Source organism: Geodermatophilus sp. TF02-6, from assembly GCF_003319115.1.
In the GTDB taxonomy this organism is placed as follows: domain Bacteria; phylum Actinomycetota; class Actinomycetes; order Mycobacteriales; family Geodermatophilaceae; genus Geodermatophilus.
Genome location: NZ_QOHF01000013.1, coordinates 128,882 through 142,891, shown reverse-complemented (window position 1 = coordinate 142,891; position 14,010 = coordinate 128,882). Strand labels below are relative to the sequence as shown.

Below are 14,010 nucleotides of genomic sequence, written 5' to 3'. Positions count from 1 at the left end.
CCGACGAGCGGCCGGGGAGGCTTCACGTCGCTGGGGGACGGCACGTGGCCGCGGTGGTCGGGAGGAGTGGGGCCCGCAGGGTCCCCGACGAGCGGCCGGGGAGGCTTCACGTCGCTGGGGGACGGCACGTGGCCGCGGTGGTCGGGAGGAGTGGGGCCCGCAGGGTCCCCGACGAGCGGCCGGGGAGGCTTCACGTCGCTGGGGGACGGCACGTGGCCGCGGTGTCGGCCGGTAGGCCGACGATGTCATCGTCTCAGCCGAAGACGGACCTGCGCTGCAGCAGCAGCTGGTAGATCGACTGCTGGATGGTCTCGCGCACCTGGTCGGTGAGGTTGAACACCAGCATCGGGTCCTCCGCGGCGCCCGGGCCGTAGGACGCCGTCTCGATGGGCTCGCCGAACGCGATCAGCCACTTCGACGGCAGCGGCACCAGGCCGAGCGGACCGAGCGCCGGGAAGGTCGGCGTCACCGGGAAGTACGGCAGGTTGAACAGGCGGGCGACGGTCTTGAGGTTGCCGATCATCGGGTAGATCTCCTCGGCCCCGACGATGGCGCACGGGACGATCGGCGCCCCGGTGCGCAGCGCCGCCGTGACGAAACCGCCGCGGCCGAACCGCTGCAGGGTGTACCGCTCCCGGAACGGCTTGCCGATGCCCTTGAAGCCCTCGGGGAAGACGCCGACCAGCTCACCCCCGGTGAGCAGGCGCTCGGCGTCCTCGTTGCAGGCCAGCGTCGAGCCGAGCTTGCGAGCGGTCGAACCGACGACCGGCAGGTCGAAGACCAGATCGGCGCCGAGCAGCCGCAGCCGTCGGCGAGCCGGGTGGTCGTCGTGCAGCGCCACCGTCGCCATCATCGCGTCGACCGGCAGCGTGCCCGAGTGGTTGGCCACGAGCAGCGCGCCGCCGGTGTCCGGCACGTTCTCCACGCCGTGGGTCTCCACCCGGAACCAGCGGTTGAACAGCGGGCGCAGCAGCGGGAGCGCCACGTGGTCGGTGAGGTCGGGGTCGAACCCGAACTCGTCGGTCGCGTACTCCCCGGTCAGCCGCCGGCGGAGGAAGTCCAGCCCGCCGGCGACCTGCTCCTCCCAGGAGGACGACGACGGCGGCGGGACGCGCGGCTCGTCGTCCTCGGGCCGCAGCGGGATGATGCGGGCCTCAGGCATCGCGCACCGCCCGCAGCCCGGGGGACGGCGGAGCGGGCCGCAGCCGCTGCCCCACCGTGTCCGCGGTGGCCCCCACCCGCGCCACCAGCTCCTGCGCCCGCGAGGTCACGCCGCGGACGAGGTCCGGCGAGAGCACCGGTGGGATGGCGCGCGCGTAGTCGTCGAGCGCCTGCTCGGTCGTGTAGCGCGGGGTGTAGCCGAACTCCTCGCGGAGCACGGTGGTGTCCACCACCCGGCCGAAGTTGAGGAAGCGCATCTGCTCCGGGGAGTAGTCGACGTACCCGAACCGGCGGGTGACGCGGCCCAGCGAGCCCAGCGCGGGCGAGGGCAGCGGCACCTGCAGCCGGCCGAGCCGGCGGATGACCTGGGACAGCAGCAACGTGCCCTCCCCGCCGACGTTGACGGTGCCGGCGAAGTCGCCGGTGGTGGCCCGGGTGAGCACGGCGAGGGCGTCGTCCTCGTGCAGCAGCTGCACGCGGGCGTCGTAGCCCAGGGCCGTGGGCACCAGCGGCATGCGCAGGAAGTGCGTGAGCAGCGAGTCGATGCGCGGGCCGATGAAGTTGGTGAACCGCAGCGCCGCCACCCCGACGTCCGGCCGGCGGCGGGCGAAGGAACGGACGTAGCCCTCGATGTCCAGGCTGTCCTTGGCGAACCCGCCGGAGGGCACCCGCCGCGCCTGCATCGCCTCGGTGAAGACCGCGGGGTCGCGGGAGGAGGCACCGTAGACCGCGCTGGTCGACTTGAGCACGAACCGGCGCACCGAGGGCGTCCGCTGGCAGGCGGCCAGCAGCTGCATCGTCCCGATGACGTTGAGCTCCTTCATCGGCCCCCGCCCACCGGACCCCGCGGGCGTGGAGCTGATGTTCATGTGCACGACCGTGTCGACCGAGGCCGTCGCGATGACCTTGCCGATCAGCGGGTTGCGGATGTCGGCCCGCACGAACTCGGTGCGGCCCAGCCGGCGGAGCACCTCCGGCGACGGGGGGACGGTGTCCACTCCGATGACCCGCTCGATGGAGCGGTCGCGAGCCAGCTCGGCCGCCAGCGCACCCCCGAGCCACCGGCTCACGCCGGTGACCAGCACGACCGCGGGTGGCACGAGCGTCAGCTCACTTCTTGTTGCGCCGCTGGACGCGGGTCTTCTTCAGCAGCTTGCGGTGCTTCTTCTTCGCCATCCGCTTGCGGCGCTTCTTGATGACCGAACCCATGCCCGTGCTCCCGACGTCGTTGCGGCGCGGCGGCCCTCGGCGACCGGGAGGTCGCGCCGGGGCGCCGCGCGAGGTGATCAGCTCGCGCGCGACGACCCGGACCGGATCGGCCCCGGTGTCGCTCGGCGTCCGAGCCTACCCGGCACCGTCGCGGTGACGCCGCCACGGGCGGAGCCGTCCGGGACCCCTGACGCGACGAGATCGGCGATCCCGTCGCCACCCGTGGGTGATGACGTCGGGATCGCCGATCTCGGTGAGGCCCTCCCTGCCCCCCACCGCTCGCAAGCTCACGGCGGCGGCCCCGACCAGAGGCTCACCCCGAGCCTGTGAGGGGTGAGGAGGACGGGGTCCTCTTTCAGGCGATGTCGGTGTAGGCGTCGCGCAGGTAGTCCTCCACGGCGCGCTCCGGGACGCGGAACGAGCGGCCGACCCGGACGGCGGAGAGCTCGCCGGCGTGGACGAGGCGGTACACGGTCATCTTCGAGACGCGCATCATGCTGGCGACCTCGGCCACGGTCAGGAAGGTGACGGCCGCGCGGGGGGCGGGCACCGCCGGGCGGCCGACCGGCATGGCGGCCGGGTGGGCCGGCCCGACGGGGCGGGCCATCATGGCGGCCGAGACCGGCCGGGCGACCGGTCGCGGGCCGGGCATCCCCGGGCGGGCGTAGGCGGCGGCGGTGCGCTGGGGCATGGTCATGACTTCATCTCCGGACCTAGCACGAGTCGGGCGTCGGCTTCCCCACCGACTACGGGACACGCACGTGCTGACACAGAGCGTAAGGGGACGGGCGTGACGGAAGCGATGGAAGAAACGAACAGGCGGACTGGTCCGTCCTGGGCAACTATGTACGCACGACGACAGGTCGACACATCCCTCGGCGAGTCATCGTGTTTCCGTGCCAATCCGATCACGCAGCGTTGATGATCGAGGTCCGGAGTCGTCAGTGGTCCCGAGCGGCACGGCCCAGCTCGAGGGAGCGGGCGTGGGCGGCCTCGATCGCGGCGATCAGCGCGGCCCGGACGCCGTGGCGCTCCAGCTCCCGGATCGCGGCGATCGTCGTCCCGCCGGGGCTGGTGACCGCCTCGCGCAGCTGTACCGGGTGCTCCCCGGAGTCGCGCAGCATCACCGCCGAGCCGAGGGCGGTCTGCACGATGAGGTCCGCGGCCAGCGCGCGCGGCAGGCCCAGCAGGATGCCGGCGTCGATCATCGCCTCGACCAGGTAGAAGAAGTACGCCGGACCGCTGCCCGACAGCGCCGTGACGGCGTCCTGCTGGGCCTCCGGCACCCGGCGGACCCGCCCGACCGCGGCCAGCAGCGCCTCGGCCTCGTCCAGGTGCGCCTCGTCGGCGTGCGCCCCGGCCGACAGCACGCTCATCCCCTCGTCGACCAGCGCGGGGGTGTTGGGCATGACCCGGACGACGGGGACGCCCTCGGGCAGCGCCGCCTCGATGGTCGAGGTCGGGACGCCGGCGGCGACCGAGACGACCAGGTGCCCGGGGTCGACCTCGCCGGCCAGCAGCTCGAGCAGCGTGCCGATGTCCTGCGGTTTGACCGCGAGCAGCAGCACGCGGGAGCGGGCGGCGGCCTCGGCCAGCCCCAGCACCGGGACGCCGTGGCGGGCGGAGACCTCTGCGGCGCGCTCGGGGCTGCGCTCGCAGACGACGACGCCCTCGGTGCCGGCGCGGCGGATGAGCCCGGACAGCAACGCCTCGCCGATCTTGCCGCCGCCGATGATGGCCAGGCCGGAGCGGCCGGCACCCTCGCGTGCGGCGGTCACGACCGGCCCGCCGGACGGCGCAGGACGGCGGCCGGGGCACCCTCGCCCCAGGTCAGGGCGACCCGCACCCCGTACCCCCCGGCGACCAGCCGGCACTGCTGCTCGGTGCGGACCTTCCACGGCATGACGTACTCCCAGCTGTCGGGGGCTCGTTCGTTCCAGGCGGCGCGCTCGCCGGCGATGGTGACCAGCCGCGGGTCGGCCGTGCCGACACCGGGGCGTCCGGCCCCGGCCATCAGCACGTTCAGGCAGCGCACGAAGGCCAGGTCCGCGGCCGGGCCCCGGCCGCCGACCAGCCGCACACGGCCCCCGGCCAGCGCACGGCAGCGCGCCTCGGCTCCGGGGTCGGCCGCGCGGAGGACGACCGTGGCCGAGGGCGACCGGGCGGCGAGGGCGGCGACGGAGCGCGGCGCGCCGCCCAGCGCCACGTCCAGCCCGGCGTCGGCCGCGGCGCGGGCCACGTCGGCCGCCGCCGCGGCGTCCAGCCGGTCCACCGGCACGGTCAGCGCGCAGCGGGCGGCCAGGCCGGTTCCCCCGACGCGGACCACCAGCTCCTCCAGCCGACCGGGGTCGACCGCCCCGGCCGCGGGCTCGAGGGCCACGGAGAACCCGGCCCGGACGAGCTCGGTGGCGGTCTGGACGGCGTCGTCGACCCGGAGGCCGGCCGCGCCCGGCCCCCCGGGACGCCGGCCGAGGAGGCGGCGCACGGAGGACGGGGACGGCAGGCGCACGAGGCTGACCGTAGTGCGCGCGGCGTGTTCCGCCCCCGGGGCCGGGGTAGCGGCCCGACCATGGCGAATGAGCTCAGTGGGATGACGGTGGCCGTCCTCGCGACCGACGGGGTGGAGCAGGTCGAGCTCGACCGGCCGTGGCAGGCCCTCGTGGAGGCCGGCGCGGAGCTGGAGCTGGTGTCGTTGCAGGCCGGTGAGATCACCGCGTACGACCACATCGACAAGGCCGACACGAAGCAGGTCGACGCGGTGGTCAGCTCCGCCGACCCCGACGACTACGCCGCGCTGGTGCTGCCCGGCGGCGTCATCAACGGCGACTTCGTCCGCGCCGACGCCGACGCGGTGGCCTTCGTGAAGTCCTTCTTCGACGCGGGCAAGCCGGTGGCCGCGATCTGCCACGCGCCGTGGGTGCTCGCCGAGGCCGACGTCGTCCGCGGCCGGCGGATGACCTCCTGGCCGTCGCTGCAGACCGACCTGCGCAACGCCGGCGCGAAGTGGGTGGACGAGGAGGTCGTCGTCGACGGCAACCTGGTGACCAGCCGCAAGCCCGACGACCTCGACGCGTTCACCGCCGCGATGGTCGAACAGTTCGCCGCCGAGCCGGATGACGAGGACGAGCAGAGCTGAGCTGAGCCGGCGTCCCAACCGTGGCCCCTCCAGGGCACCGCCCCGGGCGTGCTCGGGGTGGGGAGGAGGGGGTCCTGTCTCAGCCGCCGGAGAGCAGGCCAGCGGCCGGCGCGATGGTCAGCAGGGTCGCGGCGAAGACGAGGACCCCGACCAGCCGGACGCCGGCCGGTTCCCGGTCCTGCCGCTGCCGCCACGCGCCGACCCCGGCGACGAGCCCGGCCACGGCCAGCGGCGCCAGCACGACGGCCAGGTAGGGCAGCTGCTCCCAGACCACGGTGAACAGGAAGTAGAGGCCGACCCCGACGGCGAGGGCGACCAGCAGCTCGCCGCCGAAGCGCAGCCAGGCGAGCGCGCCCTCCCTGGCGCCGAGGGGCTCGTCGTCGAGGAGGGGCGGGTCGTCGGCCCGGACGACGGGGATGGGTCCGGTGGACGGCCCGGTGTCGGCCGTCCGCGCCCGGCCGCCGGTTGGCGTCGACGCGCCGCCGCCGGTTGGCGCCGACGCGCCGGCGGCCCCCGGAGAGCCATCGGCGGCCGCCCGGGCCGCCGCACCGGGGACGCCGGGCTTGCGGGAGGGCCGCAGCCCGGGGATGGCCGCGGTCGACGGCGCGGACGGGTCGCCGGCCCGGTCGCTGGCCCGGCGTCCGAACGCCGGCCGGTCGGTCACCCGGCCGGGGGGGCGATCGCCGTCGGCGCCGCGCTGGCGGACCCCGGTGTCCTCGAGGTCGTCCCCGCGGCGGCGCCAGCCCCGGGTGGGCGACTCGACACCGGCCTCGCGCAGGATGTCGGCCAGCGACCGGCCACCGGTCTCCGGGTCCCTGCGGCCCGCGCCCCGGTCCCCGGGAGGGGTGCTCATCGCTCGTCCCCCAGCTGGTCCAGTCGCCGGAGGATGACGCCCTCCCGCAGAGCCCACGGGCAGATCCGGACGGACGGTACGTCCAGGGCCCGCATCGCCGCGCGCGCCACGACGGCACCGGCGGGGACCTGGTGGGCGCGGTCCGGGGAGACGCCCTGCAGCTCGGCCAGCGCCGAGGACTCGATGCGGGCGACGAAGCCGATGAGCTGCTCCAGCCCGTCGCGGGTCAGCTGCCGCGGCGCCCGCAGCCCCGCGGAGTAGGGCGCGGCGCCGGTCAGCCGGGCGAGGGTGCGGAAGGTCTTGCTGGTCGCCGCGACCAGGTCCGGCGTCCCTCCGCCCACGAGCTCCTCGGCCGCGGGCCCGAGCAGGTCCGCGGCGTGCCGGTCCAGCCCCTCGAGCGCTGCCAGGTCGGGGCGGCCACCCGTCCGCGCCTGGGGCAGGTGGCGGCGGGTCATCCGGCCGGCGCCCAGGGGGAGGGACAGCGCGACGTCCGGGGCCTCGTCCAGGCCGCTGGCCAGCTCCAGCGAGCCGCCGCCGATGTCGAGCACCAGCAGCCGGCCGGCGCTCCACCCGAACCACCGGCGGACGGCGAGGAAGGTCAGCCGGGCCTCCTCCTCGCCGCTGGTGACCTGCAGGTCGACGCCGGTCTTCCGCCGCACCCGGTCGAGGACCTCCAGGCCGTTGCTCGCCTCCCGGATGGCGGAGGTGACCAGCGCCAGCACCTCGTCGCAGCCCTGCTTCTCGGCCTGCTCGCAGGCCTTGCGCACCGCCCGGAGCAGCGCCTTCTCGCCCTCCTTGGACAGCAGGTCGTCGTCGCCGACGTGCTCGGCCAGGCGCAGCAGCCAGCGGTCGTCGTGCTGGGGCGTGGGGTGGGCCCCCCGGTGGGCGTCGACCACGAGCAGGTGGACGGTGTTCGATCCGACGTCCAGCACCCCGAGCCGCATGCGGGAGAGTCTGCCTGGCCGTCGGGTGACCGGCCGGTTGCGGGGGGTGAGGTGTCGGGTTCGCGGGTCCCCTCGGGAGCGGCGGCTCCTACGCTGGCCGGGTGCACGGTGTCCGGCCCGAGGTCCCGCCCGAGGTGCCGCTGGACTTCGCCCGGGAGTGGATCGAGTTCCCCGACCCCGCCGACCCGCGGCACGTCGTCCGGGCCGATCTGACCTGGCTCTCCTCGGCCTGGAGCTGCGTCTTCGGCCGTGGCTGCGCCGGCGTCGTCGAGGGCCGTCCGGACGACGGCTGCTGCAGCCACGGGGCGTTCTTCACCGACGAGGACGACCTGGCGCGGGTGACCGCCGCCGTCGCCGACCTCGCCGACGGGGACTGGCAGCTGGCCCCGGTCGGCCGCGGCGCCTGGACGGAGGAGGACCGGACGGAGGAGGGACAGGCGGAGGAGGACCGGGCGGAGGAGGGACAGGCCCCCGAGGCGGGCGGCGTCCGCTCCTTGCGCACCCGGCTGGTCGACGGCGCGTGCGTGTTCCTCAACCGGCCCGGCTTCCCCGGCGGCACCGGCTGCGCGCTGCACCGCATGGCGCTGCGGGAGGAGTTGCACCCGCTGTACACCAAGCCCGACGTCTGCTGGCAGCTGCCGGTGCGTCGTGAGCAGGAGCGGGTCGAGCGCCCCGACGGCACCACGGTGCTGGTGTCGAGCATCGGCGAGTTCGACCGGCGCGGCTGGGGTCCGGGCGGACACGACCTGCACTGGTGGTGCACCGGGTCGACGGCGGCGCACGTGTCCGCCGAGCCGCTGGTGGTGACCTACGCCGCCGAGCTGACCGCCCTGCTCGGCGCCCCGGCCTACGCGGAGCTGCGGCGGCTCACCGAGGCCCGGCTGGACCGGGGGATGGTCGCCCCCCACCCGGCCAGCCCGCGACCACATCGCCCCTGACCCACCCCGCAGCCCGTCGTCCTGCACCTCCGACGGCCCGACACCGCTCCCCCGATCGGGGTGCACGAGTCCGGAGTTCCGCGCCGCCGCCACTAGGCTCGGCCGGTACGGACCGACGAGCGGACGGCGGGAACAGTGGACGAGGAGCACGCGCCGGCGGCCCCTCCCTCGGCGACCGAACGGTTCCGGGTCGCACAGCCGCGGCCGAACAACGCCTTGCTCGCGCTGGTGCGCATCCCGGTCTTCCGCCGGCTGTGGGCCGCGATCGCCGTCTCCAGCCTGGGTGACTGGCTGGGCCTGCTGGCCACCACCGCGATGGCCCAGCAGCTCACCCGCGACCAGTCGGTGGCGGTGCAGGGTGCGGCGATCTCCGGGGTCATCCTCACTCGGCTGCTGCCGGACCTGGTGCTGAGCCCGCTGGCCGGCGCGCTGGCCGATCGGCTGGACCGGCGGACCACCGTGGTCGTCGGCGAGCTGCTGGCGCTGGCGCTGTACCTGTCGATCGCGCTGACCTACGAGCTCACCTGGCTCTACGTCGCGCAGTTCCTCGTCGAGGCGGTCGGGCTGTTCACCAACCCGGCCAAGCAGGCGCTGTGGGTGTCGATCGTGCCCCGCGAGCGGCTGGCGGTGGCCAACCAGATCTCGCTGTTCAGCGTCTACGGCGCCGTCCCCGTGGCCTCCGTGCTGTTCGCCCTGCTGTCCACGGGCAGCCGGCTGCTCGGCGAGGTCGACGGCGACGAGGCGAGGACGGCGATCGTGGTCGCCCTGGTCTTCAACGCCGCCAGCTTCGGGGTCAGCGCGCTGACCGTCCTGTTCTCCCGCGGCCTCATCCCCGGTCCGCCGGCCGACCGCGCCGATGCGCAGGGCAACGTCTTCTCGTTGGTCGTGGAGGGTGTGTCGTTCCTGCGCGGGCAGCCGCTGATGCGCGCCCTCTACGTCGGCGTCATCGGGGCGTTCGGCGCCGGCGGGCTGATCATCGGCGTCGCCCAGCTGTACGTGGCCACGCTGCAGGCCGGCGCCGCCGGCTACTCGGTCCTGTTCGGCGTGGTCTTCACGGGCCTGGCCATCGGCATGCTGGTCGGCCCCCGCATCCTGCCGACGGTGCCCCGCCGCAGCGTCTTCTCCCACGCCATCGGGCTGGCCGGCCTGGCGCTGCTGGCCATGTCGGTGATCCGGGACTACGTGCTGGCCACCGGGACGGCGTTCCTGGTGGGTCTGTTCGCCGGGGTCAGCTGGATCATCGGCTACACGCTGATCGGCTTCGAGGTGGAGGACCGGCTGCGCGGCCGGGTCTTCGCCTTCCTCGTCTCCTCGGTGCGCATCGTCCTGCTGCTGGCCGTGGCGGTCGGCCCCGGGCTGGCCGGCCTGCTGGGCACCCACGACGTCCACCTGGGCGACCTGGTGCTGACCCTGACCGGCCCGGGTCTCACCCTGCTGGTCGGCGGGCTGATCGCCCTCCTGGTGAGCAGCTACGCCACCCGCCAGGTGGCTCCCGGCCGCTCGCGCACCCGCGTCCGCGACGTGCTGCGGCTGCTGTGGGGCAGGTCGGACATCCTCTCGGCCTCGGCCAGCGGCGTGGGGCTGTTCGTCGTCGTCGAGGGCGCCGACCGCGAGCTCACCCGCCGCTACACCGAGGCCCTGGCCGACGTGCTGCGCGACAGGGGCTGCCGGGTCGAGGTCACCGCCGAGCCCAGCGACACCCCGCTCGGGCGGCAGGTGCGCCGCCTGCTGTTCCCCCCGCCGTCCGGGACGGACGGCGGCGCCGAGGCGCCTCCGGACGGCGAGGGCCGTCCGGTCGGCGCGTACACCGCCGCGCTGCTGGCCGCCGCCGACCGCGCCCAGCACGTCGCGACCGTCATCCGCCCGGCGCTGGAGGACGACCGGGTCGTGGTGAGCACGCACTACGTGGACACCTCGATCGCCTTCCACGGCGCCGGCCAGGGCCTGGACGCCGACCGCATCTTCCGGACCTCGCTGTGGGCCACCCGCGGGCTGCTGCCCGACCTGACCGTCGTCGTCGACTCGCCGGTCACCGCGGCGCCTGCCGACGCCGACGCCGACGCGGTGCGGCGGGCGTTCCTGGCCCAGGCGGAGGCGGCGCCGGACCGCTACGTCGTCGTCCCGGGAGAGTCGCTGGACGTCGACGGCGGGGCGGACCTGGTCTCCCCCGCCGTCCGGCAGCGGGTCACCGGCCTCGTGGCGGTGCGCTACCCCGGCACCGCCGACGGGGCCGGGCACACCCCCCACCCGCCGGTGGGCGCCGTGTCGTCCGGGGCGGGCTCCGCCAGCGGGTCGGGCGGGGCGACCGCCTCTCGTAGGCTGCCCGGGTGAGCGAGCTCGCGCGGTGGACGGCCGAGGACACCGAGGACGTCGTCTGCTGCCTGTGCGGGGTCCCGGGCACGCTCGTCCACGACCTCGCCCCGTTCGGGGTGGTCCGCTGCCCGCGGTGCGAGCTGGTCTTCGTCAGCCCCCGGCTGCGCCCTGCGGCCCTGCAGCGGATCTACGACGACGCCGGGTACTTCGAGGGCGGCGTCTACGGCTCGGCGGTCTCGACCGACCCCGGCGCCCCGACGACCGGGGGCCGCCTGTCCCCCGCCATGCTGCTGCAGCGGACCTGGACCGCCGGCCGGCTGCGGCTGGTCGACCGGGTCCGGGGCGGCGCGCCCGCCGGTGACCGGCTGCTGGAGGTCGGCTGCGGCTACGGCCTGTTCCTCGCCGCGGCCCGCGAGGCGGGCTGGACGACGTCCGGCGTCGAGCTCTCCCGCACCGGCGCCAAGCACGCCCAGGACACCCTCGGCCTCGACGTCTTCTGCGGCCAGCTCGAGGAGGCGCCGCTGGAGCCGGGTCTCGCCGTCGTCTGCGCCTGGGACACCGTCGAGCACGTGCCCGACCCGCTGGCCTTCTGGCGGACGGTGCGCGCGCTGGTCGCCGACGACGGTGTCGTCCTCTTCTCCACCCCGTACGTGTCCTCGGTACCGGCCCGGCTGCTGGGCGCCCGCTGGTGGACGCTCAAGCCGACCGAGCACATCTGGCACTTCACCGCGCGCACCCACGCGCTGGTCCTCGCCCGGGCCGGGCTGGCACTCACCCGGGTGGTCCGCAGCCCGCTGGCCCCGGCCAACGCCGGCCGGCTGGACTCCCTGGTCGGGATCGCCCGCCCCATCCCCGCAGCGCCCTGAGCCTGTGCAGGGTGGGGAGGACGGGGTCCTTGCTCAGGCCGCCCGGTCGTCGTCCCCCGTCGGGGCCGCCGCGGCGGCCCGGAACGTCTGCCGGTAGGCGCGCGGGGAGACCCCGCGGCGCCGGGTGAACTGCTCCCGCAACCCGGCAGCGGTGCCGAAGCCGACCAGGCGGGCGACCTCCTCGACCGGGGCGTCGCTGCCCTCCAGCAGCGCCTCGGCGGCGGCCAGCCGCCGGCCGAGCAGCCAGGAGTGCGGCGTCGTCCCGGTGGTGGCCCGGAACCGGCGGGCGAAGCTGCGCGGGCTCATCAGCGCCCGCCGGGCGAGGACGTCGACGGTGATCTCCTCGGCCAGGTGCGCCGCGGCCCACTCCAGGACGGCGCCGAGGCGGTCGTCCTCGCAGGCGGCGACCGGCGCGTCGATGAACTGCGCCTGCCCCCCGTCGCGGTGCGGCGGCACGACCATCTCCCGGGCCAGCGCGTTCGCCGCGGCCGCGCCCCACTCGCGGCGGACCAGGTGCAGCAGGGCGTCCACCCCCGCGGCGGTGCCGGCGCCGGTGATGATCCGGCCGTTGTCCACGTAGAGCACCATCGGGTCGACCCGGATCGCCGGGTAGCGGGCGGCCAGCTCGCCGGCGTACCGCCAGTGCGTGGTGGCCCGCTGCCCGTCGAGCAGCCCGGCGGCGGCGAGCACGAAGGCCCCGGTGCACTGGCTGACGATCAGCGCCCCGGAGGCGTGTGCCGCGCGGAACGCGTCGAGCAGCTGTGGTGAGGGGACGCGGTCGAACAGCTCCCAGGCGGTGATCGTGACGATGTCGGAGACGACCAGCCGCTCCAGCCCGTGCTCGACGGTCAGCGGGATGCCGGTGTCGGTGCGGACCACGCCCGGCTGCTCGCTGACCAGCCCGAACTCGAAGCGGGGCAGGCCCATGGCGCGGCGGTCGTAGCCGAAGACCTCCGCGGCCACGCCGAGGCCGAAGCTGCCCACCAGCCCGTCGGCGACGACGGTGCTGACGACCAGGGGACGGTCGGTGCCTGCCATGCCGGCATCTTGGCAGATCTGCTGCGGTCGTGGTCGATCCTGCCACTCGTCGGCGGGCCGGTGCGGGAGCACGCTCGCCGCATGTTGCTGGTCACCTGCCCCGTGACGAGGACCGACGAGCTGGTCGCCGACCGGCGCGTCCGCTCGGTGGTCAACCACCCGACCCACATCGCCCTGCACGTCGAGTGCCCCTGCGGCGCGGTGCACGTCTACCGCACCGGCCGCCGGTGGGAGGCCGCCCGCCGCCGACGGGAGGCCCCGGTTCGACCTGCGGGGCAGCCCGCAGGGGTCTAGTCTCGAACACATGAGCGAATCCAACCCGCACACCGAGCGCACCACGGAGAAGGACCCCTCCGACTGGGTCACCGGCGACGAGCCGGCCACCGGCGCGCAGAAGAGCTACCTGAACACCCTCGCGCGCGAGGCCGGGGAGGAGGTCCCCGAGGACATCACCAAGGCCGACGCCTCCCGCAAGATCGACGAGCTGCAGCAGGAGACCGGCCGGGGGCAGTGACTCCTGGCCCCTCGTCGGCGCCCCGAGCCTGCCCCCCTCCTCGGCGTCCCCCAGCGGAGCGAGGGGAGCCAGGAGGGCGGCCCGTCCCGGGTCCCGCTGGCCTCCTCCAGGTAGAAGGACCCCGCCCCGTCCCGGGTCCCACCCTGAGCCTGCGAAGGGTGGGAAGGACGGCGGCCCCGTCCCGGGTCCCACCCTGAGCCTGCGAAGGGTGGGGAGGACGGGGTCCTTCTGCTCGAACTCGTGGCCGAGGCCGCGCACCGTCACCCGGTGCTCGGGGTCGGCCGGGTCGGGCTCGATGGCCCGCAGCCGCTCGACGTGGACGTCGAGGGTCTCGGTGTCACCCACGTGGTGCGCGTCCCACACCCGGCCGATGACCGGGCCGGCGTCCTGCACCGTGCGCGTTGACCCCGCGGGCCCGGCTGGTTAGGGTCAGCGTGCGACAAGAGAACTGGTGTTCGGATACCGCCCACTTGCCGAGGTGTCGTTCGAGGAGCCGCCATGCAGCTGGAGTCGATCCTGGACCCGACAGGCGGCACCGACGCCTCGGCGGACACGTCGCTGGCCCCCCGGGTGACCAGCCTGCGGGGCAAGACGCTCGGCCTGCTGGACAACACCAAGCCCAACGGCGCCGCCCTGCTCACCGGGCTGGGCACCGTCCTGCGGGAGCGGTACGGGCTCGAGGGCGTGCTGATGTACAGCAAGCCCTACTTCGGCACCCCGGTCGAGCCCACCCAGACCCAGCGGATCTTCGAGGAGTGCGACTTCGCGATCACCGCGATCGGTGACTAGGGCTCCTGCAGCGCGGCCAGTGTGGCCGACGGGATCCTCCTGGAACGGCAGGGTGTGCCGGCCGTCTCGATCTGCACCGACGCCTTCGGGATCACCGGCGAGGCGATGGCCCGGACCTACGGGTTCCCGGGCTTCCAGTGGGTCTCCATCCCGCACCCGGTGGCCAGCCTGGACGCCGAGGGCATCCGGCAGCGGGTGGAGGAGATGCTGCCCCGCGTGCTGGACCTCCTCGGGGTCGAGGAGTGAACG

17 protein-coding genes and 1 pseudogene are annotated in these 14,010 nt (G+C 75.1%); 8 read left to right on the top strand and 10 right to left on the bottom strand.

The features are described 5' to 3' along the window. Window positions 1-253 precede the first annotated feature (253 nt). The 6 genes from DQ238_RS13660 to DQ238_RS13635 all read right to left on the bottom strand — a co-directional run bounded on the left by DQ238_RS13660 (window position 254) and on the right by DQ238_RS13635 (window position 4,879). Complete coding sequence (locus DQ238_RS13660; RefSeq protein ID WP_113781803.1) at window positions 254-1,162, bottom strand: lysophospholipid acyltransferase family protein; 909 nt, start codon at window positions 1,160-1,162, stop codon at window positions 254-256. Continuing rightward, on the bottom strand, window positions 1,155-2,261 hold the full coding sequence (locus DQ238_RS13655; protein WP_113781802.1) for an NAD-dependent epimerase/dehydratase family protein: 1,107 nt from the start codon (window positions 2,259-2,261) through the stop codon (window positions 1,155-1,157). Before DQ238_RS13655 ends, DQ238_RS13660 begins: the two co-directional genes overlap by 8 nt. A 10-nt stretch (window positions 2,262-2,271) precedes the next feature. Then, window positions 2,272-2,370 carry a 30S ribosomal protein bS22 gene (locus DQ238_RS13650; RefSeq protein ID WP_012854759.1) on the bottom strand — a complete coding sequence of 33 codons (99 nt, stop codon included), beginning with the start codon at window positions 2,368-2,370 and terminating at the stop codon, window positions 2,272-2,274. A 355-nt stretch (window positions 2,371-2,725) separates the two neighbouring features. Beyond that, window positions 2,726-2,941, bottom strand: coding sequence for a helix-turn-helix domain-containing protein (locus DQ238_RS24430; RefSeq protein ID WP_113781823.1), 216 nt, complete (start codon window positions 2,939-2,941; stop codon window positions 2,726-2,728). Between the two features lie 370 nt (window positions 2,942-3,311). Continuing rightward, complete coding sequence (gene proC, locus DQ238_RS13640; protein WP_113781801.1) at window positions 3,312-4,148, bottom strand: pyrroline-5-carboxylate reductase; 837 nt, start codon at window positions 4,146-4,148, stop codon at window positions 3,312-3,314. Beyond that, complete coding sequence (locus tag DQ238_RS13635) at window positions 4,145-4,879, bottom strand: hypothetical protein (RefSeq protein WP_113781800.1); 735 nt, start codon at window positions 4,877-4,879, stop codon at window positions 4,145-4,147. The genes proC and DQ238_RS13635 overlap by 4 nt, the downstream gene beginning before the upstream one ends. A gap of 81 nt (window positions 4,880-4,960) precedes the next feature. Here DQ238_RS13635 and DQ238_RS13630 point away from each other — a divergent pair, with 81 nt between their 5' ends. Continuing rightward, window positions 4,961-5,506, top strand: a complete 546-nt coding sequence (locus tag DQ238_RS13630) for a type 1 glutamine amidotransferase domain-containing protein (RefSeq protein ID WP_233495945.1) — start codon at window positions 4,961-4,963, stop codon at window positions 5,504-5,506. Between the two features lie 79 nt (window positions 5,507-5,585). Here DQ238_RS13630 and DQ238_RS13625 read toward each other — a convergent pair whose 3' ends face one another. Both DQ238_RS13625 and DQ238_RS13620 read right to left on the bottom strand, forming a co-directional pair. Next, window positions 5,586-6,359 carry a hypothetical protein gene (locus tag DQ238_RS13625; RefSeq protein WP_113781798.1) on the bottom strand — a complete coding sequence of 258 codons (774 nt, stop codon included), beginning with the start codon at window positions 6,357-6,359 and terminating at the stop codon, window positions 5,586-5,588. Then, on the bottom strand, window positions 6,356-7,303 hold the full coding sequence (locus DQ238_RS13620) for a hypothetical protein (protein WP_113781797.1): 948 nt from the start codon (window positions 7,301-7,303) through the stop codon (window positions 6,356-6,358). The genes DQ238_RS13625 and DQ238_RS13620 overlap by 4 nt, the downstream gene beginning before the upstream one ends. Window positions 7,304-7,404: 101 nt before the next feature. Between DQ238_RS13620 and DQ238_RS13615 the strand changes: the two genes are divergently transcribed. The 3 genes from DQ238_RS13615 to DQ238_RS13605 all read left to right on the top strand — a co-directional run bounded on the left by DQ238_RS13615 (window position 7,405) and on the right by DQ238_RS13605 (window position 11,420). Then, the gene (locus tag DQ238_RS13615) at window positions 7,405-8,241 is read left to right on the top strand and encodes a hypothetical protein (protein ID WP_113781796.1); all 837 of its coding nucleotides are present in this window, start codon (window positions 7,405-7,407) and stop codon (window positions 8,239-8,241) included. Between the two features lie 135 nt (window positions 8,242-8,376). After that, complete coding sequence (locus DQ238_RS13610) at window positions 8,377-10,572, top strand: MFS transporter (RefSeq protein ID WP_113781795.1); 2,196 nt, start codon at window positions 8,377-8,379, stop codon at window positions 10,570-10,572. Beyond that, window positions 10,569-11,420, top strand: a complete 852-nt coding sequence (locus tag DQ238_RS13605; protein ID WP_113781794.1) for a class I SAM-dependent methyltransferase — start codon at window positions 10,569-10,571, stop codon at window positions 11,418-11,420. The genes DQ238_RS13610 and DQ238_RS13605 overlap by 4 nt, the downstream gene beginning before the upstream one ends. 33 nt (window positions 11,421-11,453) lie before the next feature. Here the strand turns inward: DQ238_RS13605 and DQ238_RS13600 are convergent, their stop codons facing one another. Next, window positions 11,454-12,458: a helix-turn-helix domain-containing protein gene (locus DQ238_RS13600; protein WP_113781793.1), complete on the bottom strand. Its 1,005-nt coding sequence runs from the start codon at window positions 12,456-12,458 to the stop codon at window positions 11,454-11,456. An 81-nt stretch (window positions 12,459-12,539) separates the two neighbouring features. Here DQ238_RS13600 and DQ238_RS13595 point away from each other — a divergent pair, with 81 nt between their 5' ends. After that, window positions 12,540-12,752: a hypothetical protein gene (locus DQ238_RS13595; RefSeq protein ID WP_113781822.1), complete on the top strand. Its 213-nt coding sequence runs from the start codon at window positions 12,540-12,542 to the stop codon at window positions 12,750-12,752. A 10-nt stretch (window positions 12,753-12,762) separates the two neighbouring features. Beyond that, window positions 12,763-12,972 carry a DUF3072 domain-containing protein gene (locus tag DQ238_RS13590; protein WP_113781792.1) on the top strand — a complete coding sequence of 70 codons (210 nt, stop codon included), beginning with the start codon at window positions 12,763-12,765 and terminating at the stop codon, window positions 12,970-12,972. A gap of 249 nt (window positions 12,973-13,221) precedes the next feature. On the opposite strand, the pseudogene DQ238_RS13585 reads toward DQ238_RS13590, so the two are convergent. Then, window positions 13,222-13,335, bottom strand: a pseudogene (locus tag DQ238_RS13585) (helix-turn-helix domain-containing protein); the annotation flags it as partial. Between the two features lie 135 nt (window positions 13,336-13,470). Between DQ238_RS13585 and DQ238_RS13580 the strand changes: the two are divergent. Continuing rightward, window positions 13,471-13,761, top strand: coding sequence for a hypothetical protein (locus DQ238_RS13580; protein ID WP_113781791.1), 291 nt, complete (start codon window positions 13,471-13,473; stop codon window positions 13,759-13,761). 21 nt (window positions 13,762-13,782) lie between these two features. Continuing rightward, window positions 13,783-14,007: a hypothetical protein gene (locus DQ238_RS13575; RefSeq protein ID WP_113781790.1), complete on the top strand. Its 225-nt coding sequence runs from the start codon at window positions 13,783-13,785 to the stop codon at window positions 14,005-14,007. The last annotated feature ends 3 nt before the right edge of the window (window positions 14,008-14,010 follow it).

Coding starts and splice junctions, on each gene's coding strand:
- DQ238_RS13660 (WP_113781803.1), bottom strand. CDS start 1,162: ATGCCTGAGGCCCGCATCATCCCGCTGCGGCCCGAGGACGACGAGCCG.
- DQ238_RS13650 (WP_012854759.1), bottom strand. CDS start 2,370: ATGGGTTCGGTCATCAAGAAGCGCCGCAAGCGGATGGCGAAGAAGAAG.
- DQ238_RS24430 (WP_113781823.1), bottom strand. CDS start 2,941: ATGCCGGTCGGCCGCCCGGCGGTGCCCGCCCCCCGCGCGGCCGTCACC.
- DQ238_RS13630 (WP_233495945.1), top strand. CDS start 4,961: ATGACGGTGGCCGTCCTCGCGACCGACGGGGTGGAGCAGGTCGAGCTC.
- DQ238_RS13625 (WP_113781798.1), bottom strand. CDS start 6,359: ATGAGCACCCCTCCCGGGGACCGGGGCGCGGGCCGCAGGGACCCGGAG.
- DQ238_RS13620 (WP_113781797.1), bottom strand. CDS start 7,303: ATGCGGCTCGGGGTGCTGGACGTCGGATCGAACACCGTCCACCTGCTC.
- DQ238_RS13600 (WP_113781793.1), bottom strand. CDS start 12,458: ATGGCAGGCACCGACCGTCCCCTGGTCGTCAGCACCGTCGTCGCCGAC.
- DQ238_RS13595 (WP_113781822.1), top strand. CDS start 12,540: ATGTTGCTGGTCACCTGCCCCGTGACGAGGACCGACGAGCTGGTCGCC.
- DQ238_RS13590 (WP_113781792.1), top strand. CDS start 12,763: ATGAGCGAATCCAACCCGCACACCGAGCGCACCACGGAGAAGGACCCC.
- DQ238_RS13580 (WP_113781791.1), top strand. CDS start 13,471: ATGCAGCTGGAGTCGATCCTGGACCCGACAGGCGGCACCGACGCCTCG.